Annotated in this window: 24 protein-coding genes and 1 pseudogene; 11 read left to right on the forward strand and 14 right to left on the reverse strand. The window is 72.8% G+C overall.

Annotated features, from left to right (window positions below; translation table 11 throughout):
• Positions 1–115: pseudogene (locus ACWEN3_RS11945) on the forward strand (DNA starvation/stationary phase protection protein); the annotation flags it as partial.
• Positions 116–467: 352 nt separating this feature from the next.
• On the opposite strand, the gene ACWEN3_RS11950 reads toward ACWEN3_RS11945, so the two are convergent.
• The 3 genes from ACWEN3_RS11950 to ACWEN3_RS11960 all read right to left on the reverse strand — a co-directional run bounded on the left by ACWEN3_RS11950 (position 468) and on the right by ACWEN3_RS11960 (position 7,364).
• Positions 468–1,232 carry an SDR family NAD(P)-dependent oxidoreductase gene (locus ACWEN3_RS11950; protein ID WP_452968901.1) on the reverse strand — a complete coding sequence of 255 codons (765 nt, stop codon included), beginning with the start codon at positions 1,230–1,232 and terminating at the stop codon, positions 468–470.
• Between the two features lie 93 nt (positions 1,233–1,325).
• A complete protein-coding gene (locus tag ACWEN3_RS11955) occupies positions 1,326–2,171 on the reverse strand; it encodes an Fpg/Nei family DNA glycosylase (RefSeq protein ID WP_452968904.1) in 846 nt (281 codons plus the stop codon).
• Between the two features lie 210 nt (positions 2,172–2,381).
• Positions 2,382–7,364: an ATP-dependent helicase gene (locus ACWEN3_RS11960; protein ID WP_452968907.1), complete on the reverse strand. Its 4,983-nt coding sequence runs from the start codon at positions 7,362–7,364 to the stop codon at positions 2,382–2,384.
• A gap of 108 nt (positions 7,365–7,472) precedes the next feature.
• Between ACWEN3_RS11960 and ACWEN3_RS11965 the strand changes: the two genes are divergently transcribed.
• Genes ACWEN3_RS11965 through ACWEN3_RS11975 form a run of 3 tightly spaced genes read left to right on the forward strand, consistent with a single transcriptional unit; the run spans position 7,473 to position 9,444 of the window.
• Entirely contained in the window at positions 7,473–8,360 is an 888-nt protein-coding gene (locus ACWEN3_RS11965) for an AraC family transcriptional regulator (protein WP_452968909.1), read from the forward strand.
• Between the two features lie 23 nt (positions 8,361–8,383).
• Positions 8,384–9,139, forward strand: a complete 756-nt coding sequence (locus tag ACWEN3_RS11970) for an AzlC family ABC transporter permease (RefSeq protein ID WP_452968912.1) — start codon at positions 8,384–8,386, stop codon at positions 9,137–9,139.
• A complete protein-coding gene (locus tag ACWEN3_RS11975; RefSeq protein WP_452968915.1) occupies positions 9,136–9,444 on the forward strand; it encodes an AzlD domain-containing protein in 309 nt (102 codons plus the stop codon). The genes ACWEN3_RS11970 and ACWEN3_RS11975 overlap by 4 nt, the downstream gene beginning before the upstream one ends.
• Positions 9,445–9,455: 11 nt before the next feature.
• On the opposite strand, the gene ACWEN3_RS11980 is transcribed toward ACWEN3_RS11975, so the two are convergent.
• Positions 9,456–10,400, reverse strand: a complete 945-nt coding sequence (locus ACWEN3_RS11980) for a hypothetical protein (RefSeq protein WP_452968917.1) — start codon at positions 10,398–10,400, stop codon at positions 9,456–9,458.
• A gap of 80 nt (positions 10,401–10,480) precedes the next feature.
• Between ACWEN3_RS11980 and ACWEN3_RS11985 the strand changes: the two genes are divergently transcribed.
• The gene (locus ACWEN3_RS11985) at positions 10,481–10,675 is read left to right on the forward strand and encodes a DUF3046 domain-containing protein (RefSeq protein ID WP_452968920.1); all 195 of its coding nucleotides are present in this window, start codon (positions 10,481–10,483) and stop codon (positions 10,673–10,675) included.
• 153 nt (positions 10,676–10,828) lie between these two features.
• Here ACWEN3_RS11985 and ACWEN3_RS11990 read toward each other — a convergent pair whose 3' ends face one another.
• Entirely contained in the window at positions 10,829–11,572 is a 744-nt protein-coding gene (locus tag ACWEN3_RS11990; RefSeq protein ID WP_452968922.1) for a hypothetical protein, read from the reverse strand.
• A 282-nt stretch (positions 11,573–11,854) separates the two neighbouring features.
• On the opposite strand from ACWEN3_RS11990, the gene recA reads away from it, so the two are divergent.
• The 3 genes from recA (at position 11,855) to ACWEN3_RS12005 (ending at position 16,542) form a co-directional block, all read left to right on the forward strand.
• On the forward strand, positions 11,855–12,982 hold the full coding sequence (gene recA, locus ACWEN3_RS11995) for a recombinase RecA (RefSeq protein ID WP_452968924.1): 1,128 nt from the start codon (positions 11,855–11,857) through the stop codon (positions 12,980–12,982).
• 3 nt (positions 12,983–12,985) lie between these two features.
• Positions 12,986–13,834, forward strand: coding sequence for a recombination regulator RecX (recX, locus tag ACWEN3_RS12000; protein ID WP_452968926.1), 849 nt, complete (start codon positions 12,986–12,988; stop codon positions 13,832–13,834).
• A gap of 179 nt (positions 13,835–14,013) precedes the next feature.
• Positions 14,014–16,542: an ABC transporter permease gene (locus ACWEN3_RS12005; protein WP_452968929.1), complete on the forward strand. Its 2,529-nt coding sequence runs from the start codon at positions 14,014–14,016 to the stop codon at positions 16,540–16,542.
• A 118-nt stretch (positions 16,543–16,660) separates the two neighbouring features.
• Here ACWEN3_RS12005 and ACWEN3_RS12010 read toward each other — a convergent pair whose 3' ends face one another.
• From ACWEN3_RS12010 to ACWEN3_RS12045, 8 genes are all read right to left on the reverse strand, one after another.
• Entirely contained in the window at positions 16,661–17,074 is a 414-nt protein-coding gene (locus ACWEN3_RS12010; protein ID WP_452968932.1) for a rhodanese-like domain-containing protein, read from the reverse strand.
• The gene (locus ACWEN3_RS12015; RefSeq protein ID WP_452968934.1) at positions 17,071–17,604 is read right to left on the reverse strand and encodes a cysteine dioxygenase; all 534 of its coding nucleotides are present in this window, start codon (positions 17,602–17,604) and stop codon (positions 17,071–17,073) included. The genes ACWEN3_RS12010 and ACWEN3_RS12015 overlap by 4 nt, the downstream gene beginning before the upstream one ends.
• 69 nt (positions 17,605–17,673) lie before the next feature.
• Entirely contained in the window at positions 17,674–17,835 is a 162-nt protein-coding gene (locus tag ACWEN3_RS12020) for a putative leader peptide (protein WP_452968937.1), read from the reverse strand.
• 2 nt (positions 17,836–17,837) lie between these two features.
• Positions 17,838–19,439, reverse strand: a complete 1,602-nt coding sequence (locus tag ACWEN3_RS12025; RefSeq protein ID WP_452968939.1) for an FAD-dependent monooxygenase — start codon at positions 19,437–19,439, stop codon at positions 17,838–17,840.
• Between the two features lie 176 nt (positions 19,440–19,615).
• Positions 19,616–20,551, reverse strand: a complete 936-nt coding sequence (locus ACWEN3_RS12030; RefSeq protein WP_452968942.1) for an amino acid ABC transporter permease — start codon at positions 20,549–20,551, stop codon at positions 19,616–19,618.
• Positions 20,548–21,213 carry an amino acid ABC transporter permease gene (locus ACWEN3_RS12035; protein WP_452968944.1) on the reverse strand — a complete coding sequence of 222 codons (666 nt, stop codon included), beginning with the start codon at positions 21,211–21,213 and terminating at the stop codon, positions 20,548–20,550. Before ACWEN3_RS12035 ends, ACWEN3_RS12030 begins: the two co-directional genes overlap by 4 nt.
• An 80-nt stretch (positions 21,214–21,293) precedes the next feature.
• Entirely contained in the window at positions 21,294–22,130 is an 837-nt protein-coding gene (locus ACWEN3_RS12040; protein WP_452968946.1) for a glutamate ABC transporter substrate-binding protein, read from the reverse strand.
• Between the two features lie 80 nt (positions 22,131–22,210).
• Positions 22,211–22,987, reverse strand: a complete 777-nt coding sequence (locus tag ACWEN3_RS12045) for an amino acid ABC transporter ATP-binding protein (protein ID WP_452968949.1) — start codon at positions 22,985–22,987, stop codon at positions 22,211–22,213.
• A gap of 295 nt (positions 22,988–23,282) precedes the next feature.
• Between ACWEN3_RS12045 and ACWEN3_RS12050 the strand changes: the two genes are divergently transcribed.
• Complete coding sequence (locus tag ACWEN3_RS12050) at positions 23,283–23,969, forward strand: response regulator transcription factor (RefSeq protein ID WP_452968952.1); 687 nt, start codon at positions 23,283–23,285, stop codon at positions 23,967–23,969.
• A 9-nt stretch (positions 23,970–23,978) separates the two neighbouring features.
• Entirely contained in the window at positions 23,979–25,418 is a 1,440-nt protein-coding gene (locus tag ACWEN3_RS12055) for a sensor histidine kinase (protein ID WP_452968955.1), read from the forward strand.
• 65 nt (positions 25,419–25,483) lie between these two features.
• Here the strand turns inward: ACWEN3_RS12055 and ACWEN3_RS12060 are convergent, their stop codons facing one another.
• Positions 25,484–26,482, reverse strand: a complete 999-nt coding sequence (locus ACWEN3_RS12060) for a TAXI family TRAP transporter solute-binding subunit (protein ID WP_452968958.1) — start codon at positions 26,480–26,482, stop codon at positions 25,484–25,486.
• 108 nt (positions 26,483–26,590) lie between these two features.
• On the opposite strand from ACWEN3_RS12060, the gene ACWEN3_RS12065 reads away from it, so the two are divergent.
• A partial coding sequence (locus ACWEN3_RS12065) for a pyrophosphohydrolase domain-containing protein (protein ID WP_452968961.1) occupies positions 26,591–26,944 on the forward strand: 354 nt, incomplete at its 3' end.

Consider the following 26,944-nt stretch of genomic DNA (forward strand, 5'->3'; position numbering starts at 1 on the left):
GCGGGAGCGGGTGGAGGCGACCGGAGAGTCTGATCCCGTCACCCAGGACATCTTCATCGCGATCACCGCGGACCTGGAGAAGCACCACTGGATGTTCCAGGCGGAGAACGCGTAGCGGTCGCGGCGAGGCCCGGGGCACGGCGGCCGGTCGTGCGGTCCGTCGCTGCATCCGTGAGCCCGTGGTGCGCCTCCCGCGCGGGACAGGCGACGGTCTAGCGTCCGGCAGGAGGTGGTGGCGGCCATGGTGGGGCGGATAGCGCGCTGGGCGGTGGCGCTGGGGTTCGGAACGGTGTGGTGGTGGGCCGTGCTGCGGCTCGCCCTGGGGCAGGGCTCGGGCGTGCTGGAAGGGGCCGTCGCGGCCGGCGGGTGGGGGCTGAGCGTGCTGCCCGTGCACTGTGTGCCCAGGGGGCGGGCGGCCGGGGCCGTGTCCGACGGGCGCTGGGCGGCCGCCTGGCAGGCGGGGGACGCTACCAGGGCATCGCCACACCCCCGTTCGGGCGAAGTATCTGACCCGTCGTGAACGCCGACGCGTCCGACGCCAGATACAGCACCGCATGGGCGACGTCGTCCGCTTCGCCGACCCGGCCCAGGGGTGCCATCCGGGCCATCACGGCCTCGGTGTGCGCCTGCGCCTCGCGGTCGTGGCGGTCGGTCATGGGGGTGCGGACCCAGCCCGGCGCGATCGCGTTGACCCGGATGCCGTGCCGGCCGACCTCCGTGGCCAGCGTCTTGGTCAGCTGGACCACGGCCGCCTTCGCCGCGCCGTAGCAGAGCAGGCCGGGGCCGCCGGTGTCGACCGCGCCGGAGGCCATCGTGACGATGCTGCCCCGGGTCTCGCGAGCGAGCATCAGCCGGGCCGCCTCCTGGCAGGCGTACAGCACGCCCTTGAAGTTGACGTCCAGCACCCGGTCCAAGTCCTCGTCCCGGGTCTCCAGGACCGGGCTGCTGTGCATGATCCCGGCGATCGCCGCCATCACGTCCAGGCGGCCGCAGGACCGGACGGCCTCGGCGAGGGCCGGCCGGTCGGTGACGTCCAGAGCGTGGGTACGGGCCGTGCCGCCGAGCTTCCCGATCAGCGCGGCGGTGCCGTGCAGACCGTCCGCGTCCCGGTCGGCACAGTGCACGGTCGCGCCCGCCTCGGCCAGCAGGACGGCGGAGGCCCGGCCGATGCCGCCGGCGGCTCCGGTGACGAACGCGGTGCGTCCGGTGAGGTCGTACGCCGTGAGAGGCATGCAGCGACCGTACGAGCGCTTCTGACGGGGCGTCAATTCCTGTGCGTGCAATGGCCGGGGTCGGCTTCCGGCGACTGCCCGCACTGGGCGCGATCAGCCGGTCCGGCGGGGGTAACGCTCCCTGAAGCGCTGCGGTGCTCCCGGCGCGGGAGCGGGGCCCTGCTGGCAGGTCGGGCACCAGTAGGTGGGGCGCTCCTGGGAGCCGTCGCCCTGGTCGGCCACGCGGACCGGTGTGCGACAGCGCAGGCAGGGGTGGGGTGCGCGGCCGTAGACGAACAGGTCGTGCCGGTGCAGGCCCGTGGTCTGGCGCACCGGGCGTTCGCGGTTGGCCTCCAGCAGCCGCTGGGCGAGGGCCGGCAGCTTCTCGGCACGGTCCGCGGGCAGTGCGCCGACCGGCAGCCAGGGGGTGACGCCGAGCAGGAAGCACAGTTCGCACTTGTAGACGTTGCCGACTCCGGCCAGATTGCGCTGGTCGAGCAGGGCCTCGCCGAGCTGGCGGGCCGGGTCCGCGAGCAGATTGGCCAGGGCGCGCTCGGGGTCCCAGTCCGGGCCGAGCAGATCCGGCCCGAGGTGGCCGACGACCTGTTCCTCCTCGGTCGTGCGCAACAGCTCCAGGACCTGCAGGCGATAGCCGACGGCCGTGCGGTCGGCGGTGCCGAGGATCGCCCGGATCTGGTACGCCGGTCCGCCCCGCCAGCGCTCGCCCGTGCCGAACACCTTCCACGCCCCCTCCATGCGCAGATGCGTGTGGAGACTCACGCCACCCTCGAACCGGGTGAACAGGTGTTTGCCGCGCGGGATCGTGCTCAGCACCCGGCGGCCGGTGAGATCGACCGTCGCGTACTTCGGGACCCGGAAGTCGCTGCGGGTCAGCGCCTTGCCCGCGAGAGCCTCATGCAGCCGCCGCGCGGCCTGCCAGACCGTGTCACCTTCGGGCATGGGTCAAGGGTGCCACGGCGGGGGGAGGGGCATCGCCGGGGTGAGGCAGCGGGTCCTTGCGGTGGCGGTCCGCGGGGGTTGGGCCGGGCGGGGACGGTTGCGGTGGCGGTGCTCGGCGGATGCCGAGTGGGAGTCGGACGTGCGGTGGTGAAGGCGGTGTCGCCGTGGGGTCGGACGGCCTGAGCGGTGGGGGCGGGCGCTCGGTGGTCGTCAGGCTCTGAGGCGCAGGCCGCGGGGTGTGGCGACGAATCCCGCTGCCTCCAGCAGGGTGCCCGTGGGGGAGGTCAGGGCCTGGGCGCCGTTGATCCGCTCGACCGTGACCGTGCCGAGCGAGCCGGCGCGGGCGGCCGTGGCCAGGGCCTCCGCGGCCGTACGGAGACGTGGGTCGTCGGTGGCCGCGGTGTCCGCGCCGGCGGGCCAGGCCAGCAGCGTCTTGCCGCCGCGCTCCATGTAGAGGGTCAGCTCCCCCTCCACCAGGACGACCAGCGAGCCGGCCTTGCGCCCCGGCTTGTGCCCGGCGCCGGTCGGCGGCTCGGGCCAGGGCAGGGCCGCGCCGTACGCGTTCGCCGGATCGGCCGCGGCGAGCACCACGGCACGGGGGTCGGGAGCCCCGCCACGGGTGCGGCTGCCGCCGTAGCCCCGGTTCGCGGCCGGGCCGTAGCCGGCCGCGCCGCCTTCTCTGGGACCGCCGAAGCCGGGGGAGGCGAAGGGGTCGGCGAGGTCGCGGGGCGAGACGTAGTCGCCAGGGGGCGCCGGCGGCCAGGTGAAGTCGTCGTCGAGGCCGGGGTGGGCGAATCCGGAGCCGGCGCCGTCGGCCGGGCCGAGGGCCGTACGGCCGTGCGGGCCGCCGTCGGTGTCGCCGAAACCGCTCGGACCGCTCGGAAAGCCCGGCCCGGGAAGGCCGGGGGAGGCGAAGCCGTCGGGGGAGCCCTGGCCGGGCAGGGCCTCGCCCCGCTCGCGCGCGTTGGACACCGCGCGCAGACGGTCGACCGCGCCGTCCATGGCGAACTGGGCCGCGCCCAGCCCCTCGACCACATAACCGCGTCTCGCCTGGCCGCTCTCCTCGAAGGCGGACAGCACCCGGTACACCGCCGAGAAGCCGCCCTCGACGCCTTCCGCGGCGACCGCTCCCCGGGTGACCACACCGTGCCGGTCCAGGAGGGTGCGGGCCAGCGCGTGCGCGCGCACGGTGGTGTCCGGTTCGGCCGTCGGCAGCAGCGACCAGCGGCCGGCGACGGTCGGCGGGCCCGTGCGGGAGGCCGTACGGGCGGCGGCCGTCAGGGAGCCGTAACGCCCGCGCGGGACGGCGCGCTTGGCGCGGTGGGCGGTCGAGCCCGCCGTACGGCCCGAGCCGAGCAGGGAGCGCATCGGCGCGAGGGTGTCATTGGTGAGCCTGCCCGTCCACGCAAGGTCCCAGAGCGCGTCGGCCAGTTGGGGGTCGGTGGCGTCGGGGTGCGTGGTGGCGCGGACCTGGTCGGCGATCTGGCGGAAGAAGAGGCCGTAGCCGCCGGTGAGCGCGTCGAGGACGGACTGGTGGAGCGCCGTCAGCTCCAGCGGGTGCGGTGGCGGGAGCAGCAACGGGGCCGCGTCCGCCAGATAGAGGGAGACCCAGCCGTCCTTGCCGGGCAGGGCGCCCGCGCCGGCCCATACGATTTCGCCGGCCGCGGTCAGCTCGTCGAGCATCGACGAGGTGTAGTTCGCCACGCGGGACGGCAGCACCAGTTTCTCCAGCGCGGAGGCGGGCACCGACGCGCCCTGCAACTGCTCGACGGCGCGCACCAGTCCGTCGATGCCCCGCAGGCCGTGGCCCTTGCCGATGTGCTGCCACTGCGGCAGGAACTGGGCGAGCGCGGCAGGCGGCACGGGCTCCAGCTCGTGCCGCAGGGCGGCCAGGGAGCGGCGGCGCAGGCGCCGCAGTACGGCGGCGTCGCACCACTCCTGGCCGATGCCCGCGGGGTGGAACTCGCCCTGGACGACCCGGCCGTTCGCGGCGAGCCGCTGCAGGGCGCCCTCGGTGACCGCCACGCCCAGGCCGAAGCGGGCCGCCGCCGTGGTCGACGTGAACGGACCGTGGGTACGGGCGTAGCGCGCGAGGAGGTCGCCGAGCGGGTCCTTGACCGGCTCGGTGAAGGCCTCGGGGACGCCGACGGGCAGCGCCGTGCCGAGCGCGTCGCGCAGCCGGCCCGCGTCCTCGACCGCCGCCCAGTGGTCGGTGCCGGCGATCCGGACCTTGATGGCCCGACGGGCGCCGGCCAGCTCCCGCGCCCAGTGCGGGTCCGCGCCGCGCCCCACCAGTTCGGCATCGGTCAGCGGGCCGAGCAGGCGGAGCACGTCCGCCACGCCCTCCACGTCCTTGACCCGGCGGTCCTCGGTGAGCCACTGGAGTTCGCGCTCCAGCTCGGTCAGCACCTCGGCGTCGAGCAGTTCGCGCAGCTCGGCCTGGCCCAGCAGTTCGGCCAGCAGCCGGGAGTCCAGGGAGAGCGCGGCGGCACGGCGCTCGGCGAGCGGGGAGTCGCCCTCGTACAGGAACTGGGCGACGTACCCGAAGAGGAGGGAGCGGGCGAACGGGGACGGCTCCGGAGTGGTGACCTCGACCAGACGCACCTTGCGGGACTCGATGTCACCCATCAGCTCGACGAGCCCGGGGACGTCGAAGACGTCCTGGAGGCATTCGCGGACCGCCTCCAGGACGATCGGGAACGAGCCGAACTCGCTGGCCACCTGGAGAAGTTGGGCCGCCCGCTGCCGCTGCTGCCACAGCGGGGTGCGCTTGCCGGGGTTGCGGCGCGGCAGCAGCAACGCGCGCGCCGCGCACTCGCGGAACCGGGAGGCGAACAGGGCCGAGCCGCCGACCTGGTCGGTGACGACCTGGTCGACGTCGCCCTTGTCGAAGGCGACGTCCGCCGCGCCCACGGGCGCCTGTTCGCCGTCGTACTCCGTGCCCGCCTTCATGGGCTCCTGGTCGAGCAGGTCCATGCCCAGCAGGTCGGCGTCGGGCAGGCGCAGCACGATGCCGTCGTCGGCGTGCATCACCTGGGCGTCCATACCGTACCGCTCGGAGAGGCGGGCGCCGAGGGCGAGGGCCCAGGGGGCGTGGACCTGGGCGCCGAAGGGGGAGTGGACCACGACGCGCCAGTCGCCGAGCTCGTCACGGAAGCGCTCCACGACGATCGTGCGGTCGTCCGGGACGTGACCGCAGGCCTCTCGTTGCTCGTCCAGGTACGACAGCACGTTGTCCGCCGCCCACGCGTCGAGGCCCGCTGCGAGCAGCCGCAGCCGGGCGTCGTCCTTGGACAGGGAGCCGACCTCGCGCAGGAACGCGCCCACCGCGCGGCCCAGTTCCAGCGGCCGGCCCAGCTGGTCGCCCTTCCAGAACGGCAGCCGGCCCGGCACGCCCGGCGCGGGGGAGACCAGGACCCGGTCGCGCGTGATGTCCTCGATGCGCCAGGAACTCGTGCCCAGGGTGAAGACGTCGCCCACGCGGGACTCGTAGACCATCTCCTCGTCCAGCTCGCCGACCCGGCCGCCGCCCTTCTTGGGGTCGGAACCGGCGAGGAAGACCCCGAACAGGCCGCGGTCGGGGATCGTGCCGCCGGAGGTGACGGCGAGGCGCTGGGCGCCGGGGCGTCCGGTGATCGTGCCGGTCACCCGGTCCCACACCACCCGCGGGCGCAGCTCCGCGAACGCGTCGGACGGGTAGCGGCCGGCGAGCATGTCGAGGACCGCCGTGAACGCGGACTCGGGGAGCGAGGCGAAGGGGGCCGCGCGGCGGACCGCGGCGAGCAGGTCGTCGAACTGCCAGGCGTCCAGCGCCGTCATGGCGACCACCTGCTGCGCGAGCACGTCCAGCGGGTTGGCGGGCACCTTCAGGGCCTCGATCGAGCCCGAGCGCATCCGCTCGGTGACCACGGCCGCCTGGACGAGGTCGCCCCGGTACTTGGGGAAGACGACGCCGGTGGAGACGGCGCCGACCTGGTGTCCCGCGCGGCCGACGCGCTGGAGCCCGGAGGCCACCGACGGCGGGGACTCGACCTGGACGACGAGGTCGACGGCGCCCATGTCGATGCCCAGCTCCAGGCTGGACGTGGCGACCACGGCGGGCAGCCTGCCCGCCTTCAGGTCCTCCTCGACCAGCGCCCGCTGTTCCTTGGACACCGAGCCGTGGTGGGCGCGGGCGATCACCGGGGGCGCGCCCTGGGCCGCGCCCGAGCCGCCCATCAGCTGGGCCGGGGCGTGGTGCTCCTCCAGCGTCTCGCCGGTCGCGCGCTCGTACGCGATCTCGTTCAGCCGGTTGCACAGCCGTTCCGCGAGGCGCCGGGAGTTGGCGAAGACGATCGTGGAGCGGTGGGACTGGACCAGGTCGGTGATCCGCTCCTCGACCTGCGGCCAGATCGACGGCCGCTCCCCGCCCTCGGCGGCGTCGGCCACCGGGGAGCCGCCCAGCTCGCCCATGTCCTCGACCGGGACGACCACCGAGAGGTCGAACTCCTTGCCGGACTCCGGCTGGACGATCTCCGCCTTCCGGCGCGGTGAGAGGTACCGGGCCACCTCGTCCACCGGGCGCACGGTCGCCGACAGGCCGATCCGCCGGGCCGGCTTCGGCAGCAGCTCGTCCAGCCGCTCCAGGGAGAGCGCGAGGTGCGCGCCGCGCTTGGTGCCGGCGACCGCGTGCACCTCGTCCAGGATCACCGTCTCCACGCCCGTGAGCGCGTCGCGCGTGGCCGAGGTCAGCATCAGGAAGAGCGACTCGGGGGTGGTGATCAGGATGTCCGGGGGACGAGTGGACAGGGCGCGGCGCTCGGCTGCCGGGGTGTCGCCGGAGCGGATGCCGACCTTGACCTCGGGCTCGGGCAGGCCGAGGCGCACGGACTCCTGGCGGATACCGGTCAGCGGGCTGCGCAGATTGCGCTCGACGTCGACCGCGAGCGCCTTCAGCGGGGACACGTACAGCACCCGGCAGCGCTTCCTCGGGTCGGCCGGGGGCGGGCTCGACGCGAGCTGGTCCAGGGCGGCGAGGAACGCGGCCAGCGTCTTGCCGGAGCCGGTCGGCGCGACCACCAGCACGTCCGAATCCGCCTGGATGGCCTGCCACGCGCCCGCCTGGGCCGCGGTGGGCGCGGAGAACGCCCCCGTGAACCAGCCGCGGGTCGCGGGGGAGAAGCCGTCGAGGGCCCGGTGTGCGGAGCTGACCATGTGTCCATCCTGCACCCGGCCACTGACAATCGCCCTGACCTGGGCAAATGCCATGCGCTCCGGGCCGGGCGACGGCGGGGCCCGGCCGGGGCGGCGGAGAATGGCCGTATGGCAGGTGCAGCTGGACGGCAGGACGGCCGACCGCCCGGGGCCCGGGAGCGGCAGCCGGTGGAGCGGGCGCGGCACTGGCGGTACGAGGAGCTGCCCGGCGTCGATCTGCTGCGGGCCCGGTACGTCCGCAAGACCTTCGTCCGGCACACCCACGAGAACTTCGTGATCGCGGCCATCGCCGACGGCGTCGAGGTCTTCCACCACCGCGGCTCCGACGTGTCCGCCGGCGCCGGAGCCCTGGCGCTGGTCAACCCGGACACCCCGCACACCGGCCGGGCCGGCGTCCCCGAGGGCTGGCGGTACGGCGCGGTCTACCCGTCGCCCGACGTGGTGGCGGCGATAGCGGCGGAGACCACCACCATCCGCGGCACGCCCGGCTTCGTCAGCCCCGTCCTCGACGACCCCGCCACCGTCCGCCTCGTCCACCAGGTGCTCCGCGCCGCCGAGGAGGGCAACGCGCTGGCCGCCGACACCCTGCTGCGGGTCGCCGTGACCAGGCTGCTCCGGCTGAACGGCGGTCCGCTGCCGCAGCGCCGGACGCCGACGGCCGGCGCCCGGATCGCGGCACGCGCACGCGTGGTGCTGGAGGAGCGCATGGCCGGTCCGCCGACCCTGGAACGGCTCGCCACCGACCTCGGGACCAGTCCGTTCGCGCTGTTGCGAGCGTTCCGGGACGCCTACGGCATGCCGCCGCACACATGGCTGACCGACGCCCGCGTGCGCCGCGCCCGGCTCCTGCTGGACTCGGGTACGCCACCGGCCGAGGCGGCGGTCGCCGTCGGTTTCACCGACCAGCCCCACCTCAACCGGCACTTCGCCCGGATCGTGGGCGTGCCCCCGGGCGCGTACCAGCGCGAGCGCAAGAACGTACAAGACCCGGACTGACGTATGCCCGTACCGTCCGGGACGTGGCACAACAGACAGCACTCGCGGACATGACCGCCGAAGGCGCGGACAAGCCCGATGCGGCGGTCGTACGGGACGCCCTGGGCGTCGGCGTCGCCGTGGGCCTGTCCGGGTTCGCCTTCGGCGTGACCTCGGCCGGCAGCGGGCTCGGGCTCCTCCAGACCTGCGCGCTCAGCCTCCTGGTGTTCACCGGCGCCTCCCAGTTCGCCCTGGTCGGAGCGCTCGCCGCAGGGGGCAATCCGTTCACGGCCGCGGCCGGGGCCTTCTTCCTGGGCGTACGCAACGCCTTCTACGGGCTGCGCCTGTCGCAGCTGCTCGCGCTCCCGCGCGCGGTGCGGCCGTTCGCCGCCCAGTGGGTGATCGACGAGACCACGGCGGTCACCCTGGCCCAGCCGACCCGGCGCGCCGCGCGGATCGGCTTCACCGTCACCGGCCTCAGCCTCTACGTGCTGTGGAACCTCACCACGTTCCTTGGTGCCCTGGGGGCCAAGGCCATCGGCGACACGCGCGCGTGGGGCCTCGACGCGGCCGGTCCCGCCGTGTTCCTGGCGCTGCTCGCCCCGATGCTGAAGACCGCCACCGAGCGCGCGGTCGCGGGCTTGGCGGTGCTGCTGGGCCTCGGACTCCTGCCGGTTCTGCCGGCCGGTGTCCCCGTCCTGGCGGCGGCGCTGGCGGCACCGGTCGCCCTGTTCGTGGCGGGACGCCGCGGACGCGACATATCCCGGCACGAGCCGGACGGACCGGAGGGGGACCGGTGAACACCTGGATCGCAATCGGCCTGACCGTGCTCGGCTGCTACGCCGTGAAACTCGCCGGCCTGCTGGTACCCGCCCACGCCGTCGAGCGGCCGTTCGTACGACGGCTCGCCGCCCTGCTGCCCGTCGCCCTCCTCGCCGCGCTCACCGCACAGCAGACGTTCGCCGACGGGCACGCGCTCGTGCTGGACGCCCGGGCCGCGGGGCTCGGCGCGGCCGCCGTGGCACTGGTGCTGCGCGCACCCTTCCTGCTGGTCGTCGCCGCGGCCGTGGTCGTGACGGCGGGAGTACGGGCCCTCGGCGGCTGAGCCGCGCCGCTTCAGCCCACGAAGCGGCCGTACGCCCGCAGGGTGCGCAGCGCCTCGATCGTCACCATGGGGCGCGCCTCCAGGGCGGGGGCCGGTGCCCACCGGCGCCAGCGGATCGGCCAGCCGCCGTCCTCCTGCTGCTCGGCGGCCAGGTGATCCAGTGAGCGGGCCATCTCGTCTTCCGTGAACCACGCGCGCGCGAGCGACTCCGGGCTCCTCGCGAAGTCGTACGGGAAGTGGTGCTCGCCCGGGGCGTAGCCGGACGCCACCGGGTAGGCGCCGAGGCGGTCCGGGTCCAGCGCCGCGAGCCGCTGCTCGCGCACCAGGCGGCCCAGCCGGTCGGCGGCGGCCTCCGCGCGCGGGCGGTCGGGGGCGGAGTCCAGGAAGGCCACGGCGGCCTCCACCTCGTAGGGGTGCGACTTCTCCAGGGCCTCGACGGCCTGCCAGCAGAAGTCGGTGGCCCGGAACAGCCAGGCGTGCCACACCTCGTTGCGGTGCAGCAGCCCCACCACCGGCCCGGTCGCCAGCAGTTCGCTGGGAGGGTCGTCCACGACCGGGACGAACGGCGCCGTCGGGTACCCGCGCTGGCTCGGACGGATCGCCGGCAGCGCGCCGTCCGCCGTGGACACCGAGGTCAGATAGCGGCACAGGCGCTCCACCCGCTGCCCGCCGCAGCGCCCGACGCCGTCCAGGACGCGCAGCGCGTGCGCGGTGTGCAGCGGCTGGCTGACGGGTCCGCGCAGATCGGGCTCCAGGGCGTGCCCGTATCCGCCGTCCTCGTTGAGATAGGCGTCCAGTGCCGCCTCCACCGCCTCCGGGGCTCCGTGCAGGAAGTGGTACGCGAACAGGCGCTGCTCCAGCACGCGCGCGGTGAGCCACACGAACTGCTCGGCGCGGAAGAGCGGGGAGCGCGCCGGGGGCGTGCAGGGGAGTGGGGAAGCTCCGGTTTCGGCCATGCGTCAGACCGTAGGGCGGAAAGCGGTCTCGGCAAGTGGTCCCGGGCAGGGCCCACTCTCAGGGGCGGGATACTGGAGTCATGCGGTTGACGGTCTTCTGGCAGCGGATGGCGGAACACTTCGGTACGGGGTACGCCGACACCTTCGCGCGCGATCACGTCATGTCCGAGCTGGGCGGACGCACGGTGAACGAGGCGCTGAACGCCGGCTGGGAGGCCAGGGACGTGTGGCGCGTGGTCTGCACGGTCATGAACGTGCCGGGAGAGCGGCGCTGAGGTGCCGGACCGAAAATGCCGCGCTGACTGCCGCACGAGGGGCGAGCGGACCGGCGCGCAGGAGGCGTGTTACGCGCTTCGGTGCGGAGGAGACGTCGTGACGCGCTTCGCTACGGGGGATCCGCCCGCCGGAGTGCGTGACGAGCGACCGCGTCAGTACGTGAGGACCGCCCACACGCCCGCCGCGACGACGGCCGCCGCGTAGCAGCCCACCGCCGTGGCCACGATCCGCCGGCGCACCCGCTCGTTCCAGGAGGAGCGGGACAGCAGCCAGGCCAGCGCCGGCAGGACGAGGACGGCGTGCAGGCTGACCCCGTGCAGCGGCTTGAGCGGGGCCGTCGAGTGATAGGCGGCCTCCTGGTGGCCGGTCCGGGTCAGCACCACCCCGCGCGCGATCATCGCCGCGCCCGAGGCCAGTGCCACCAGCAGGACCGCGAACCCGGAGCGCACCGCTAGCGGCATGCCGACCGGGCCCGTGGGCCGGTGCCGGAAGGACGCGACGGCGAACCACGTGAGCAGGGCGACCAGGACAACCCCGCCCACCGCCAGTGTCATGGACACCGCCGTGTCGAAGGGGGTCTCCATGTTCAGGTGCGACGGCACCCGGCGCCACGCCTGGAGGGTGATGCCGGCCACCTCGACCACACAGTCGGCGGCGAAGACGAGCAGCAGGACCGCGCGCGGCCGCGCCCCGACCCGCAGATACGACGTGACCCAGGTGATCGCGATCAGCGTCACCCCGAAGGAGAGCCCGAACGTGACGGGCTTGCGCCAGGAGACGGGGCCGTCCCAGGGACCGCCGTCGACCGCGAACACCCCCAGGTGCACGAGACCGGACAGGATCAGGAGCAGTCCCGTCGCATGACAGAGCCGGTCGACGGCGCGCGGAATCTTCATGGGGGCAAGGCTTCCGGCAGCGGCCCGTGTGGTCGTCGTCCGGCCGGAGGCAGCCGCGGTACGCCGGCGGGAGTAGCGGCGGCCGGTGTCGCTTGACACCAAAATCGAACATCCATTCTTATGGAGGCTCAGGCGAGGCTTTCTGTGGGGATTTCGACCTGGTTCGGGTGGAGAAGTCCCCTGGTTATCCACAGGCCGGACCGACGTCGGGGCGCATTGTCAGTGGCAGGCGTTAGCGTCTTTGACGTGAAGCGATCGACTCAAGCAAACCGGGTGGAACCCATGGCAGGAACCGACCGCGAGAAGGCGCTCGACGCCGCGCTCGCACAGATTGAACGGCAATTCGGCAAGGGCGCGGTCATGCGCATGGGCGAGCGGTCGAGGGAGCCCATCGAGGTCATCCCGACCGGGTCGACCGCTCTCGACGTCGCCCTCGGCGTCGGCGGCCTGCCGCGTGGCCGTGTCGTCGAGATCTACGGCCCGGAGTCCTCCGGTAAGACGACCCTGACCCTGCACGCCGTGGCCAACGCCCAGAAGGCCGGCGGCCAGGTCGCCTTCGTGGACGCGGAGCACGCCCTCGACCCCGAGTACGCGCGCAAGCTCGGCGTCGACATCGACAACCTGATCCTCTCCCAGCCCGACAACGGCGAGCAGGCCCTGGAGATCGTGGACATGCTCGTCCGCTCCGGCGCCCTCGACCTCATCGTCATCGACTCCGTCGCCGCGCTCGTCCCGCGCGCGGAGATCGAGGGCGAGATGGGCGACAGCCACGTCGGTCTCCAGGCCCGGCTGATGAGTCAGGCCCTGCGGAAGATCACCAGCGCGCTCAACCAGTCCAAGACCACCGCGATCTTCATCAACCAGCTCCGCGAGAAGATCGGCGTGATGTTCGGCTCCCCGGAGACCACGACCGGTGGCCGCGCGCTGAAGTTCTACGCCTCGGTGCGTATCGACATCCGCCGCATCGAGACCCTGAAAGACGGCACGGAGGCGGTCGGCAACCGCACCCGCTGCAAGGTCGTGAAGAACAAGGTCGCCCCGCCCTTCAAGCAGGCGGAGTTCGACATCCTCTACGGCCAGGGCATCAGCCGCGAGGGCGGTCTGATCGACATGGGCGTGGAGCACGGCTTCGTCCGCAAGGCCGGCGCCTGGTACACGTACGAGGGCGACCAGCTCGGCCAGGGCAAGGAGAACGCGCGCAACTTCCTCAAGGACAACCCCGACCTGGCCAACGAGATCGAGAAGAAGATCAAGGAGAAGCTGGGCGTGGGTGTCCGGCCGGAGGAGCCCGCGGCCGAGCCGGGCACCGACGCGGCGGTCGCCACCGCGGCCGCCGACGACGCCAAGACGGCGCCCGCCCCGGCAGCCGCCAAGGCCACCAAGCCCAAGGCCGCCGCTGCCAAGAGCTGATCCATGACACGGCGAACCGACTGGGCCGAGTACGAGTACGCCACCCCCGGTGCCCCGCGGGGTAGGGGCGCCGGGGGCTCCCCGGACTCCGCCCCGGGCGGTGACGGCGAGTACGCGGACGGCGGATACGGCAATCACGGGGAGCACGACGGCTACGGAGACGCCGGCACCCACCCGGGCGACGGGAGCGACGAGCGGCACGGGGGCGGCTCGTCCGACCGCGGTGCCCGGGAAGCGGCAGGCGCGCGGAGCGGCCGGGGACGCGGCCGACGCCGGCGCGGCTTCGGCGAGCCGCGCGATGAGGACGAAGGCACCCCTTCCTCGTCGAGGGCCGAGCAGGGGGAGTCTTCGGGGGACCCGGTTGAGCGGGCACGGGCGATCTGCCTGCGCCTGCTCACCGGGACCCCGCGCACCCGCAAGCAGCTCGCGGACGCCCTGCGCAAGCGGGAGATCCCCGAGGACGTGGCCGAGGAGGTGCTGTCGCGGTTCGAGGAGGTCGGGCTGATCGACGACGGTGCGTTCGCGGACGCCTGGGTGGAGTCCCGGCACCACGGCCGGGGACTGGCCCGGCGCGCACTCGCCCGGGAGCTGCGCACCAAGGGAGTCGACTCGACGCTGATCGACGAGGCCGTCGGCCGTCTCGACTCCGAGCAGGAGGAGGAGACGGCCCGCGAACTCGTCGCCCGCAAGCTGCGCGCCACCCGGGGCCTCGACCGCGACAAGCGCATCCGGCGCCTCGCCGGCATGCTCGCCCGCAAGGGCTACTCCGAGGGAATGGCCCTCCGCGTCGTCCGCCAGGCCCTGGAGGAAGAGGGCGAGGACACGGAGTTCCTCGGGGACACGGAGTCCTGACGGGCGGTCAACAGGACGGGTCGTAGGGGGGTTTACCCCCGGCGAGGACGGCGGGTCACCGCAATGCTCCGGGGCCCAGGTACCGGCGAGGGTGTACGCATGCCCCGGAGCACCGCGCACACGGGCCGGGGCGGTCAGCGCACGTTCCCCCGCCGTACAACAGAAGAGAGCCCGTCCCGATGATGCTGCGTTACGCCCTCCGGACAGTCCGCGCCCGCGCGGCGGGCTTCCTCGGCGCCTTCCTCGCCCTGATGTGCGCGGCCGCTCTGATCACCGCCTGTGGCACCCTCCTCGACACCGGTCTGCGTGGCACCATCCGCACCGAGCGCTATGCCGCCGCGCCCGTCGTGGTCTCCGCCGACCAGTACGTCCACCGGACCACCGTCGAACACAAGAAGGGCAAGACCAAGGTCAAGCACAAGGCGAAGCCCATCGCCGAGCGTGCCTGGCTGCCCGAGCACCTGCGCGGCACGATCGCCCGCACCCCGGGAGTGGCCCGGGTCGTCCCGGAACTCACCTTCCTCGCCGATCCGTTGACCGAGGCAGGCACCGGCGGCCGTACCTCCTACGGGCACGCCTGGGACTCCGCGGCACTGACGCCGTACCGGCTGAGCACGGGCCACGCGCCCAAATCCGCCGACGACCTGGTCGTCGACAGCGACCTCGCCGCACGCGCCCGCCTGCGCCCCGGCGACCGGCTCGTCGTGCAGTCCACGCAGGCCCCGCGCAGCTACCGGATCACCGGTATCGCCACCCCGGCCACCGCCGTATGCCACCAGACGTCCCTGTTCTTCTCCGCCGCCGAGGCACGCCGGCTGGCCGCGCACCCGGGGCAGGTCACCGCGTTCGGCGTGCTGCCGGTCCCGGGGACGGATCCCGAGCAGGTGCGGCAGGCCGTGGCACGCGCGCTGCACGGCACCACCGCCCAGGTCAGCACCGGTGACGCCCGTGGACCCGTCGAGTTCCTGGACGCGGCCGCCGCTCGCGTTCGGCTGGTCAGCATGGGCGGCGCCATGGGCGGCACCTCGCTGCTGGTGGCGGTGCTCGTGGTCGTCGGCACCTTCGCGCTCACCGTCCAGCAGCGCCACCGTGAACTCGCCCTGCTCCGCGCCGTCGCCGCCACGCCCGGACAGATCCGCAAGCTGCTCGGCCGCGAGGCGCTGGTCGTCGGCGCCGCCGCGGGCACGGCCGGTGCGCTGCTCGGGCTGCCGCTGGGCGGCTGGCTGCACTCCCGGTTCGTCGCCCTCGGGGCCGTACCCGACACGCTCGAGCACACCGTCAGCGCCTTCCCGCCGTTCGCCGCTCTTGCCGCCACCCTGCTGGGCGCCTGGGCGGCGGCCCGGATCGCCTCCCGCAGGATCGTCCGGATCCGACCGGCCGAGGCCCTGGCGGAGGCCAGGACCGAGCGCACACGCCCCGCCTGGGGCCGGACGCTCGCCGGGCTGCTGCTTCTCGCCGGCGGCGTGGTCCTCGTCGTCGTCCTCACCTCCCTGCGCACCGAACCCGCCTCGACTCCCGTGACCTTCCTGGCCGTCGTCGTCCTGTCCACCTCCGTCGCCCTGCTCGGTCCGCTCCTGGTCAGGGCGGCCGCGCTGGTGCTCGCCGCACCGCTCCGGCTCACCGGCCACGGCGGCCGCCTCGCCACCGCCAACCTGCGCGGCAACGCCGCCCGCATGGCCTCCGTCGTCACCCCCCTCACCCTGCTCATCGGCATGACCTGCACCGTGTTGTTCGTCCAGTCCACGCTCGGCGACGCCGCCCGTACCCAGGCCCGGGAAGGTGTGAAGGCCGACTGGGTCGTGGCCGCACAGGGTCCTGGCGTCCCCGACGAGGCCGCGCGGCGACTGCGCGCCCGGCACGACACGGTCACCGAAGTGGTCCGCACGACCGTCCGCGTCGGCCTGGACAAGTACCCCGCGCAGGGCGTGACCCCGGCAGGTCTGGCCCGCACCTGGGACCCGCAGGTCACCGCCGGCTCCCTGGACAAGCTCGCTCCCGGCACCGTCGCCGTCAGCCAACTGGCCGCCGCACAACAGCATGTGAGGCCCGGAAGCACCCTCACCCTCACACTCGGCGACGGCACGCCCGCCACGCTCACCGTTGCCGCCGTCTATGCCCGGGGTCTCGGCTTCGGCGACCTCACCTTCGCCCACGACCTCGTCGCCCGCCACGTGGACAATCCGCTCGCCTCCTCCGTCCTCGTCGCCACGACCCGTACACAGACACAACTCGTGACTACACTGCGTGAGTTCCCGGGGCTGCGAATTCTTTCGCCGGCCGAGGCCGATGCCCTCCAGGCCGATGGCCGGCAGGCGAACGCCGAGGTCAACTATCTCGCCATGGGGCTCGTGCTGGCCTTCACCGCGATCGCCGTCGTCAACACGCTCGCCATGTCGATCGCGGAGCGTGTGCGGGAGTTCGCCCTGCTCCGCCTCGCCGGTGCGACCCGGCGTCAGGTGCTGCGCATGCTGCGCACCGAGGCGCTGTCCGTCCTGCTCCTCGCCACCGCGCTGGGCAGCGGTATCGCCCTCGCCGTGCTCACCGCGTTCAGCGTCGGGATGACCGGCCGGGCGGCGCCCACAATCACGCCCCTGCTCTACCTCGCCGTCGTCGCGACCGCCGGCCTCCTCGCCCTCGTCGGCAGTGCGCTGCCGGGCCGTGTGGCACTGCGGGTGCCGGCGGTGACGGTGGCCACGGCCAAGGAGTAGGAACGGTGCCCTCGGCAGAGGAATGGGACCGGCGCCCTCGGCAGTGCGCGAGTGCTCCGTCGCGAACCCCCGTGGAGCGAACGCGCGGGGGTGCGCGGGGCTTTCCGGTCCGTACCGCTCAGGACGCCGCCGGTGCCACGGGCAGGCCCTTCGCCCGCCAGGCCTGGAAGCCGCCCACCAGGTCCGTCGCCCGGTGCAGGCCCAACTGGTGGAGGGAGGCGGCCGCGAGGCTGGAGGCGTAGCCCTCGTTGCAGATCACCACGAAGCGCAGGTCGTGTCCCGTGGCTTCGGCGAGGCGGTGGCTGCCGCGCGGATCGAGGCGCCACTCAAGCTCGTTGCGCTCGACCACGAGGGCGCCGGGGATCAGCCCGTCCCGCTCGCGCAGGGCCGCGTACCGGATGTCGACCAGCAGCGCCTCACCGGCCCGCGCCGCCGCGTGCGCCTCCTGCGCCTCGATGCGCCGGTAGCCCGAGCGCACCCGCTCCAGCAACTCGTCGATTCCCGGCGGCTGTCGGTCGGTGGTGTCGCTCACTGCCAGTCCTCCGGGCGTTCGACCTGTTCAAGACGCAGCACCTGGCCCGTGCGACTGTAGCGGCGGATCCGCGGCAGCGGCGGGTGGTAGGCGTGGACGGAGACCGCGTGCCGGTCGGGGGACTCGTTCAGCACCTCGTGCACATGGTGGTGGCCGAAGGCGCGGCCCTGCCCCGCGGGCAGCCGGCGTTCGCGGTCCACCGCCTCGTCGAGTTCCAGGGTCTTCCAGCCGTCGGTGGGCAGCCGCGCGGCGAGCGAGTTCTCCGTCAGTTCGCCCGAGGCGGTGAGGAAGGCGCCGACCGAGTCGGCGTGGTCGTGCCAGCCGGTGCCGGTGCCGGGCGGCCAGCCGATCAGCCAGGCCTCGCTGCCGCCCGGCCCGTCCAGCCGCACCCAGGTGCGGCCCTCCGGGTCGAGCGGGAGGGAGGCGATCAGCTCGGTGTCGGCGGCCGTGCGCCGTACGAAGTCGAGGAGGTCCGCCTGCGTGGGCGCAGGGCCGACGGCAGGGGACACGGAAGGAGACGAGACAGACACGTGCACCGTCCTGAAGAGGGTTCGCGGAAGCGGGCGCACGACGGCGCCCGGAAGGAAAGGGGTGCGAATTCAGCAGGACGGGCGACACACGCAGCCCGCGTAGCGGACGAGGTCCATGTGGACCCTCCGCCACAGGCGCACACAGGTGTCGGTCACGATCCGGAGTACAGCACGCTGCCGCAGCCCGGTCAACTCACCGTCACCATGTGGACGGAGGGTGACGGGGTTCACGGTCAGCGCGCGCCGGAGTGGGCCCCCGCCTCCTCCTTCACCGTGCCGCCCACCGTGGCCTCGGCCGCCGCGTACAGGTCCGCCGGGCGGACCCCGCCGAACGCCGCGACCAGGTGACCGTCGGGGCGTACGAGCAGCACACTGTGCGCCGGCGCACCCGGGTAGCTCTCGGCGACCAGCAGCTCGGCGGGGTACGGCAGCGCGGTCACGGCGGCCGCCAGCCGGGGCATCACCCCGGCGGACACCCAGTGCTTGCGGTCCCACACCCCCGTGCCGGGCGCGATCAGGACGACGAGCAGCGCGCCGCGGCCGAGCCGGTCGCGCAACTGGACGAAGGAACCATCCTCCGCGGTCACCCGGACGTCGGCGACCGGTGCGCCGGGCGGTGTGTCGATCGGGATCTCGCCCTCCAGCTCGCGTGGTGCGAGCGGGGAGTCGGCGTACGCCCCCGGCGCGCCGAGCGGCCCGCGCCCCAGGTGACCGTCGCTGAGCAGCGCGTCGTGCCCCCGGGACGCGCCCGGGACGATGTGCCGCAGCCCGCCTCCGCCGCGCAGCACCGGCAGCACCTGGTCGGCGGCGCGCAACCGGGCGGCGACCACCGCGCGCCGCTCCGCCTGGTAGCTGTCCAGCAGCGCCTCGTGATGCCCGTGGTGCCAGGCGGGGGCCAGCTTCCAGGCGAGGTTGTCGGCGTCCCTCAGTCCCTCGTCCAGCCCCTGGGTGCCCAGCGCGCCCAGCAGGTGCGCCGCGTCGCCGGCGAGGAAGACGCGGCCGGCCCGCCACCGCCGGGCCAGCCGGTGGTGCACGGTGTGGACACCGGTGTCGAGCAGGTCGTACACCGGTGCGGAGCTGCCCGTCCAGCCTCCGAGGGTCTCGCGGATCCGGGTCACCAGGATCTCGGGCGTGACCAGGTCCTTGCCCGGCGGCAGCAGCCAGTCCAGACGCCACACACCGTCCGGGAGGGGGCGGGCGGTCACCTCCCCGGCCGAGGGCCCGGACGACCGCCACGGCGGCATCCGATGGAGCAACGCCTGACCCTCCCACGGAAGTTCCGCACGCAGCGCCGCGACCGCGTGTCGCTCCACCGCCGTACGGCCCGGGAAGCGGATGTCCTGGAGCTTGCGCACGGTCGAGCGGGTGCCGTCGCAGCCCACCAGATAACTGCCCCGCCACCAGATGCCCTTGGGGCCGCGGGTGTGCGCGGTGATGCCGGAACGCTCCTGCTCGATCGAATCCAGGCGGCTGTCCACGGCGACCTTCACCAGCGGCTCGTCCGCGACGGCCGCGCGCAGGAAACCGGTCAGGACGTGCTGGGCGATGTGCAGCGGGGCGGGCTCGTCCCGCGCGAAGGTGATCTCGCTCATCACCTGCCTGCGCCGCAGGGACCGCCATCCGGCCCAGCGCACGCCGTGCTCCCCGAGCGCCACGCCGGTCAGCCGCTCCAGCAGGGCCGCCGTGTCCTCGCGCAGCACGACGGTGCGCGCCGGGCGGGCTTCGTCCTTGCCGGGGCCGTCGTCCAGGACGACCGACGGCACCTCCTGGCGGGCCAGCGCCAGGGCGAGCGTGAGCCCCACGGGCCCCGCTCCGACGATGATCACCGGGTCCACGGCGTGACGCCCCCTGCCCGCGGCGGTGCCCCGACGGAGACAGGTGAACAGGAAGGCGAGGCGGGGTGCACGATCACAGAACGTATGCAACCCATTGGCAGAGTTTGCGTCAAGTGACCGGAGGCAGTGGCGATCATGCCACTGCCTCCGGGCGATTCATACGACTTGAGTGCGCGTCACTTCCCGGGGCGGCCGAAGTCACCGGAGCCGGAGAGGCCGCCGGCCGGATCCGCGCCGGTCGCAGCCGTACCCGCGATGTCCGTCACGTCCAGGGCCGCGAGCACCGCGCCGGTCGACTTCTTGCCCCGCCGCAGCCGCCGTTCGAGCCAGCTCGCGAACGAGGTCAGCGAGAAGTTGATGACCACATAGATCACGGCCACGACGGTCAGGGAGGCGATGATGTTGCCGTAGTAGCCGCTCATCGTGTTGGCCGAGGCCAGCAGCTCGGGGAAGGTGAGGACGGCGCCGCCGAGGGCGGTGTCCTTCACGATGACCACCAACTGGCTGACGATGGCCGGGAGCATGGCGGTGACCGACTGCGGCAGCAGGACGAGCCGCATCACCTGGCCCTTGCGCAGGCCGATCGCCATGGCCGCCTCGGACTGGCCCTTCGGCAGGGTGAGGATGCCCGCACGCACGATCTCCGCGAGCACCGACGCGTTGTACAGCACCAGACCGGTCACGACTGCGTAGAACGGACGGTCGTCCGAACTGACATCCGTGTACTGGGCGAAGAGCGCGAGCCCGAAGATCATCAGGACCAGCACCGGGATCGCGCGGAAGAACTCGACCACGACCGCCGCCGGGACGCGCACCCACACATGGTCCGAGAGCCGGGCGATACCGAGGACGGCACCCAGCGGAAGCGCGATGACCATCGCCAGCGCGGCCGCCTCCAGGGTGTTGCGCAGGCCGGGCCATATGTACGTCGAGTACGCCTCGGTGCCGCCGAAGAAGGGCTTCCACAGGGCCCAGGCCAGCTGGCCCTTGTCGTCGAGCGACTTGTACACCCACCACAGGAGGGCGGCGAGGGCGACCAGGAAGAGCGCCGTGTACAGGACGTTGCGCCGCTTGGCGCGCGGCCCCGGGGTGTCGTACAGGACCGAACTCATCGCTTCACCGCCACCTTCTTGCCCACCCAGCCGAGGATCAGGCCGGTCGGCAGGGTCAGGCAGCAGAATCCGAAGGCGATGACCGCCGAGATCGCCAGCAACTGCGCCTCGTTCTCGATCATCTTCTTCATCAGGAGCGCCGCCTCCGCCACGCCGATCGCGGCGGCCACCGTCGTGTTCTTCGTCAACGCGATCAGCACGTTGGTCAGCGGGCCGACGGCCGCGCGCAGGGCCTGTGGCAGCACGACCAGACCCAGTACCTGGGTGAAGCCGAGGCCGAGGGCCCGTGCCGCCTCCGCCTGGCCGACCGGCACCGTGTTGATGCCGGCCCGGATCGCCTCGCACACGAAGGCCGCGGTGTAGACGATCAGACCGAGCACGGCCAGCCGGAAGCCCTGGACCTGGAAGTCGTCCGCGCCGAGGGTGATGCCCAGCGTCTGGCTGAGGCCGAGGGAGGAGAACAGAATGATCACCGTGAGCGGGACGTTCCGCACGATGTTCACGTAGGTGGTGGCGAAACCGCGCATCAGCGGTACCGGTCCCACCCGCATGGCGGCCAGCAGAGTGCCCCAGACCAGGGAGCCCACGGCCGACAGCAGCGTGAGCTGCACCGTCGTCCAGAAGGCGCCCAGCACGTCGTAATGTCCCAGAAAGTCGAACACGATCTCCCGCGCTTCCGCGTGTAAGGATGCCCGGGTGCGCCGCCGCCGTCAGGAGCGACGGCGCACCGGCGGGCGCTGCCTCAGCTCTTGATGTCGCCGATCTTCGGGGCGGGCTCGTACTGGTAGTTGGCCGGGCCGAAGTTCTTCTTCACGGCCGTCTCCCAGGAGCCGTCGGAGACCATCTCCTGCAGCGCCTTGTCGATCTTGGCCTTGAGGTCGCTGCCCTTCTTGACGCCGATGCCGTAGTTCTCGTTGGTCATCTTGAAACCGCCCAGCTTGAACTTGCCCTTGAACTGGGCCTGGGCGGCGTAACCGGCGAGGATCGAGTCGTCCGTGGTGAGGGCGTCGATGGCGCCGCTCTGCAGACCGGACATGCACGCCGAGTACGTCGGGTACGTCACGAGGTTGGTCTGGAGAGCCAGCTTGGCCTTGAGGTTCTGGGCCGAGGTCGAGCCGGAGACCGAACACAGCTTCTTGCCGTTCAGGTCCTTCGCCGACTTGAGCTTCGTCTCGTCGGAGCGCATCAGCACGTCCTGGTGGGCCAGCAGGTACGGGCCGGCGAAGTCGACCTTCTGCTGACGCTCCGGGGTGATCGAGTAGGTGGCGGCGATGAAGTCGACGTCCCCGCGCTGCAGCATGGTCTCGCGGTCGGCGCTCTTCGACTCCTTCCACTCGATCTGGTCGGCGCTGTAACCGAGCTTCTTGGCGACATAGGTGGCCACGTCGACGTCGAAACCGGAGTAGCCCTGCGGGGTCTTCTGGCCGAGGCCCGGCTGGTCGTACTTGATGCCGACGGCGATCTTCTTGCCGCCGCCGGAGGAACCGCTGTCGTTCTTCTTGCCGCCGCCGCACGCGGTGACGGACACGGCGAGCGCGAGGGCGACGGCCGAGGCGGCGGTGACCTTGCGGAGCTTCATGCTGAACATCCTTCGAATGGTGAGGAACGAGGTCCGTTGGAAAAGGCGACCCAGGGCGGGCGACGGCCCGGCCCGCACCGTCAGTGGTGCAGGATCTTGGACAGGAAGTCCTTGGCCCGGTCGCTGCGCGGGTTGCTGAAGAACTGGTCGGGCGCGGCCTGCTCGACGATCCGGCCGTCCGCCATGAAGACCACCCGGTTCGCAGCCGATCGTGCGAAGCCCATCTCATGGGTGACGACGATCATCGTCATGCCCTCACGGGCGAGCTGCTGCATGACCTCGAGGACCTCGTTGATCATCTCGGGGTCGAGGGCCGAGGTCGGCTCGTCGAAGAGCATGACCTTCGGGCCCATCGCCAGCGCCCGCGCGATGGCGACGCGCTGCTGCTGGCCGCCCGACAGCTGGGCGGGGTACTTGTCGGCCTGGGTGCCCACCCCGACCCGGTCGAGCAGGTTCCGCGCCTTCTCCTCGGCCTGCTTCTTGTCCGCCCCGCGGACCTTGACCTGACCCAGCATCACGTTCTCGAGCACGGTCTTGTGCGCGAAGAGGTTGAAGGACTGGAAGACCATCCCGACGTCCGCCCGCAGCCGAGCCAGCTCCCGGCCCTCGTGCGGCAGGGGCTTTCCGTCGATCGTGATGGCGCCCGAATCGATCGTCTCCAGGCGGTTGATGGTCCGGCACAGGGTCGACTTTCCGGACCCGGAGGGCCCGATGACCACCACGACCTCGCCACGGGCGATCGTCAGGTCGATGTCCTGGAGTACGTGCAACGCGCCGAAGTGCTTGTTGACGCTCTTCAGGACGACCAGTTCGTCGGACGCGGCCGCGTCTTCCTTGGCCACCGATACTTCGGTCATCGCTTTCAGGCTCCGTCCTCCTCGGTTTCGGAGGACAGTAGTGAGGGCCTGTGACCTGCGTCATCACATCTGAGGGAGATCTGAGCATCACAATCCGGTAGCCGGCGGACACGTGTCGTAGCAGCGGCCGCCCGGTGCGTATCGGCCGGGTAACGGAAGCGACGGGCAACCGGAACCCTCTTGACGCCGTCCTTATCCATCGGCGTCACTGCCATGGTGCACGCGCGCGTGCACGTGATCTACAGGGCGGACGGGAACCGGGTCCGTACGACCGCTGAACCGGAGGGGGCCGGGAGTGAGACTGCTGCTCGTCGAGGACGACAACCATGTCGCCGCGGCGCTGTCCGCCGTCCTCGCGCGACACGGGTTCGACGTCACGCACGCGCGCAGCGGCGAGGAGGCCCTCCAGGCGCTCGTCCCCGAGGGCGACGGCTTCGGCGTGGTCCTGCTCGACCTGGGCCTGCCCGACCAGGACGGCTACGAGGTCTGCGGCAAGATACGCAAACGCACCAGCACCCCGGTGATCATGGTCACCGCGCGCTCCGACGTCCGCTCGCGCATCCACGGCCTCAACCTGGGCGCCGACGACTACGTGGTCAAGCCGTACGACACCGGGGAACTGCTCGCGCGCATCCACGCAGTCAGCCGGCGCACCGCGCACGAGGACCCCGCCACGGCGGCCGAGAGCGCCCTGCACCTCGGGTCCGTACGCATCGAACTGCCCACCCGCCAGGTCAGCGTGGGCGGCTCGGTCGTCCAGCTGACCCGCAAGGAGTTCGACCTGCTCGCGCTGCTCGCCCAGCGCCCCGGCGTGGTCTTCCGGCGGGAGCAGATCATCAGCGAGGTCTGGCGCACCAGCTGGGAGGGCACCGGCCGCACCCTCGAGGTGCATGTCGCCTCCCTGCGCGCCAAGCTGCGCATGCCCGCGCTCATCGAGACCGTACGCGGCGTCGGCTACCGCCTCGTCGCCCCGGCCGCCTAGCGGGGACGGGTGCGCACACGGCTCCTGCCGCTGCTCATCGTCCTGATGGCGGCCGTCCTCCTCGCGCTCGGCCTGCCGCTCGCCATCAGCATGGCGGCCGCCCAGCAGCAGAAGGTCGTCGTCGACCGGATCGACGACACGGCACGCTTCGGCGCACTCGCCCAGTTCGTCACCGACGGACCCAGCGGATCGCGCCGCACCGGCCCGGACGAGCGCCGGCAGGCCCTGCGCACCGAACTGAACAGCTACTACGGCGTCTACGGCATCCGCGCGGGCGTCTTCTACCGCAACGGCTCGGCCATGGCCAACGCGCCCGCCGACTGGTCCGTACCGCAGACCGGGGAGGTCCGGGAGGCGTTCGACGAGGCGCTGCTCAGCCGGCGCAGCCACGACCCGCAGCAGGTGTGGCCCTGGCAGCGCGGCCGGCTGGTCGTCGCCTCGCCGGTGATCCGGGACGGGGACGTCGTCGCGGTCGTGGTCACGGACTCGCCCACCGGGCAGATGCGGTCGCGGATCCTGCACGGCTGGCTGTTCGTCGCGGCCGGCGAGTGCGCGGCCATGCTGCTGGCCGTCGGCGCCGCGCTGCGGCTGACCGGCTGGGTGCTCAGACCGGTACGGATCCTGGACGCCACCACCCACGACATCGCCACCGGACGCCTCAAATCCAGGGTCGCGGCCGCGGGCGGCCCACCGGAACTGAGACGGCTGGCCCGGTCGTTCAACGAGATGGCGGACAACGTCGAGGAAGTGCTGGAGCAGCAGCGCGCCTTCGTCGCGGACGCCTCGCACCAGTTGCGCAACCCGCTCGCGGCGCTGCTGCTGCGCATAGAACTGCTCGCCCTCGAACTCCCCGAGGGCAACGAGGAGATCGCCTCGGTCCGCACCGAGGGCAAGCGCCTCGCGCAGGTCCTGGACGACCTGCTCGACCTGGCGCTGGCCGAGCACGCCGAGGCCGACCTCGGCCTGACGGACGTCGGCGCGCTCACCGAGGAGCGGGTGGCCGCCTGGTCACCGGCTGCCGGCGCCAAGGGTGTCCGGCTGACCGCCGACTGCCCGCCCATCACCGCCTGGGCCGACCCGATCACCCTGTCCAGCGCGCTGGACGCGGTGATCGACAACGCCGTGAAGTTCACCCCCGAGGGCGGCACGGTCGGCGTCACGGTGGCGTCCGACGGCGACGCCTCCACGGTCGTCGTCACCGACACCGGCCCCGGTCTGACCGACGACGAACTCGCGCGCGTGGGCGACCGTTTCTGGCGCAGCGGCCGCCACCAGAACGTCAAGGGCTCGGGCCTCGGCCTGTCCATCACCCGCGCCCTGCTCGCGGCGGGCGGCGGCTCGATCGACTACGCCCACCACGAGCCGCGGGGGCTGCGGGTGACGGTCACGGTGCCGCGGCACGCGGAGACCGGACAGGGCTCCGAGGGCCCCACGGACCGCTCCTCCTAGGGCTGCCCACAAGGCTTCCCGCGCCCGGCTCGACGGGCGTCACGAACCGGTGCCCGCAAGGCTTTTCAGGGCTTGACGGCACGGTAGTAGCGGCGTGCGCCCTCCTGCAGCGGCAGCGGGTCGGTGAAGATGGCGGTGCGCAGGTCGACCAGCTGGGCGGAGTGGACATGTGCCCCGATGCCGTCGCGGCTCTTGATCACCGTTCGGGTCATCCACTCGGTCAGCCGCGGGTCCACGTCCGCACGGGTCATCAGCAGGTTGGACACCGCGATCGTCGGCACTTCGGCGCCCTGCTGCACGGCCGGGTAGGCCGACTCGGGCATGTTGGTGGCCCGGTAGTAGCGCGCCTCCTCCCCCTGCCCGTGCAGCCTGGTGACCAGGTCGCCGTCGAGCGGTACGAACTTGAAGGCGGCCTTCTTCGCCAGCGCGGCCAGCCCCTTCGTGGGCAGGCCGCCCGACCAGAAGAACGCGTCGATCTTCCCCTGCTCCAGCCGGTCGGGCCCGGTGTCGATGCCGTCCGCGACCGGTGTGATGTCCTTGCGCGGGTCGATCCCGGCGGCCCGCAGCACACGGTCGGCGATCAGCCGCACCCCGGAGTCCGGCAGCCCCGTCGCCACCCGCTTGTGCCGCAGGTCCGCGACGCTCCTGATGCCCGAGTCGCTCCGCACGATGAGGTGCACGTAGTCGTCGTAGAGCCGGGCCACACCGCGCAGCCGGCCGGCGCCGCTGCCGTGCGCCAGCTCGTACGTCTCCACCGCGTCGGCCGCCGCGATGGTGAAGTCGGCCTTTCCGGTCGCCACCCGCTGGACGTTCTCCTGCGAACCCGCGCTGTTGAGCAGCTTCACCTTCAGCTGGGGCATGTCCCTGGACAGTTCGGTGCGCAGCCGCTCGGCGTACTCCTGGTAGACGCCCCGAGGCGTGCCGGTGCTGAAGACGATCGTGCCGCTCGGCGGCTTCTCGCCCAAGGGCACCAGCCACCACAGCAGCAGGCCGAGGGCCACGACGGCGACGGCCGCGCTCTGCCGTGCCCGGCGCCTGCTGATACGGGTGAAGACCTGGGACATGCGGCGATCCTGCCAGGCGACGCACGGCACTGACCAGGGCCCCGGTCACTCCCCGTGGCCCGAGGCGGAGCAGAGGGCGGTGTCAGTGGTGGCCGTTAGAGTCGCCGTATGAGCACTTCGCCCGCCGACCTCGTCCGCGAGTTCCACCTCGCCTTCGGCCTCGCCGCCCGCAGCACGCCGGCCGAGGTGTCCCCCGAACTGGCCGCCCACCGTGGGGAACTCCTCGCCGAGGAGGCCGCGGAGGTGGCCGAGGTCGCGGTCGAGGGCCCGCTGGACAGACTCGCGCACGAACTGGCCGACGTGGTCTACGTGGCCTACGGCACCGCCCTGGTCCACGGCATCGACCTCGACCAGGTGATCGCCGAGATCCACCGCGCCAACATGAGCAAGCTCGGCCCGGACGTGCAGGTTGCACGCCGGGCCGACGGCAAGGTCCTCAATGGAGAGCACTACCGGGCTCCG

Source organism: Streptomyces sp. NPDC004561, assembly GCF_053602155.1.

What these genes read in the sequence shown, in the direction of transcription:
- ACWEN3_RS11950 (WP_452968901.1), bottom strand. Translation starts at nt 1,232, where the DNA reads ATGCCTCTCACGGCGTACGACCTCACCGGACGCACCGCGTTCGTCACC.
- ACWEN3_RS11955 (WP_452968904.1), bottom strand. Translation starts at nt 2,171, where the DNA reads ATGCCCGAAGGTGACACGGTCTGGCAGGCCGCGCGGCGGCTGCATGAG.
- ACWEN3_RS11960 (WP_452968907.1), bottom strand. Translation starts at nt 7,364, where the DNA reads ATGGTCAGCTCCGCACACCGGGCCCTCGACGGCTTCTCCCCCGCGACC.
- ACWEN3_RS11965 (WP_452968909.1), top strand. Translation starts at nt 7,473, where the DNA reads ATGGCAGGTGCAGCTGGACGGCAGGACGGCCGACCGCCCGGGGCCCGG.
- ACWEN3_RS11980 (WP_452968917.1), bottom strand. Translation starts at nt 10,400, where the DNA reads ATGGCCGAAACCGGAGCTTCCCCACTCCCCTGCACGCCCCCGGCGCGC.
- ACWEN3_RS11985 (WP_452968920.1), top strand. Translation starts at nt 10,481, where the DNA reads ATGCGGTTGACGGTCTTCTGGCAGCGGATGGCGGAACACTTCGGTACG.
- ACWEN3_RS11990 (WP_452968922.1), bottom strand. Translation starts at nt 11,572, where the DNA reads ATGAAGATTCCGCGCGCCGTCGACCGGCTCTGTCATGCGACGGGACTG.
- recA (WP_452968924.1), top strand. Translation starts at nt 11,855, where the DNA reads ATGGCAGGAACCGACCGCGAGAAGGCGCTCGACGCCGCGCTCGCACAG.
- recX (WP_452968926.1), top strand. Translation starts at nt 12,986, where the DNA reads ATGACACGGCGAACCGACTGGGCCGAGTACGAGTACGCCACCCCCGGT.
- ACWEN3_RS12005 (WP_452968929.1), top strand. Translation starts at nt 14,014, where the DNA reads ATGATGCTGCGTTACGCCCTCCGGACAGTCCGCGCCCGCGCGGCGGGC.
- ACWEN3_RS12030 (WP_452968942.1), bottom strand. Translation starts at nt 20,551, where the DNA reads ATGAGTTCGGTCCTGTACGACACCCCGGGGCCGCGCGCCAAGCGGCGC.
- ACWEN3_RS12040 (WP_452968946.1), bottom strand. Translation starts at nt 22,130, where the DNA reads ATGAAGCTCCGCAAGGTCACCGCCGCCTCGGCCGTCGCCCTCGCGCTC.
- ACWEN3_RS12045 (WP_452968949.1), bottom strand. Translation starts at nt 22,987, where the DNA reads ATGACCGAAGTATCGGTGGCCAAGGAAGACGCGGCCGCGTCCGACGAA.
- ACWEN3_RS12060 (WP_452968958.1), bottom strand. Translation starts at nt 26,482, where the DNA reads ATGTCCCAGGTCTTCACCCGTATCAGCAGGCGCCGGGCACGGCAGAGC.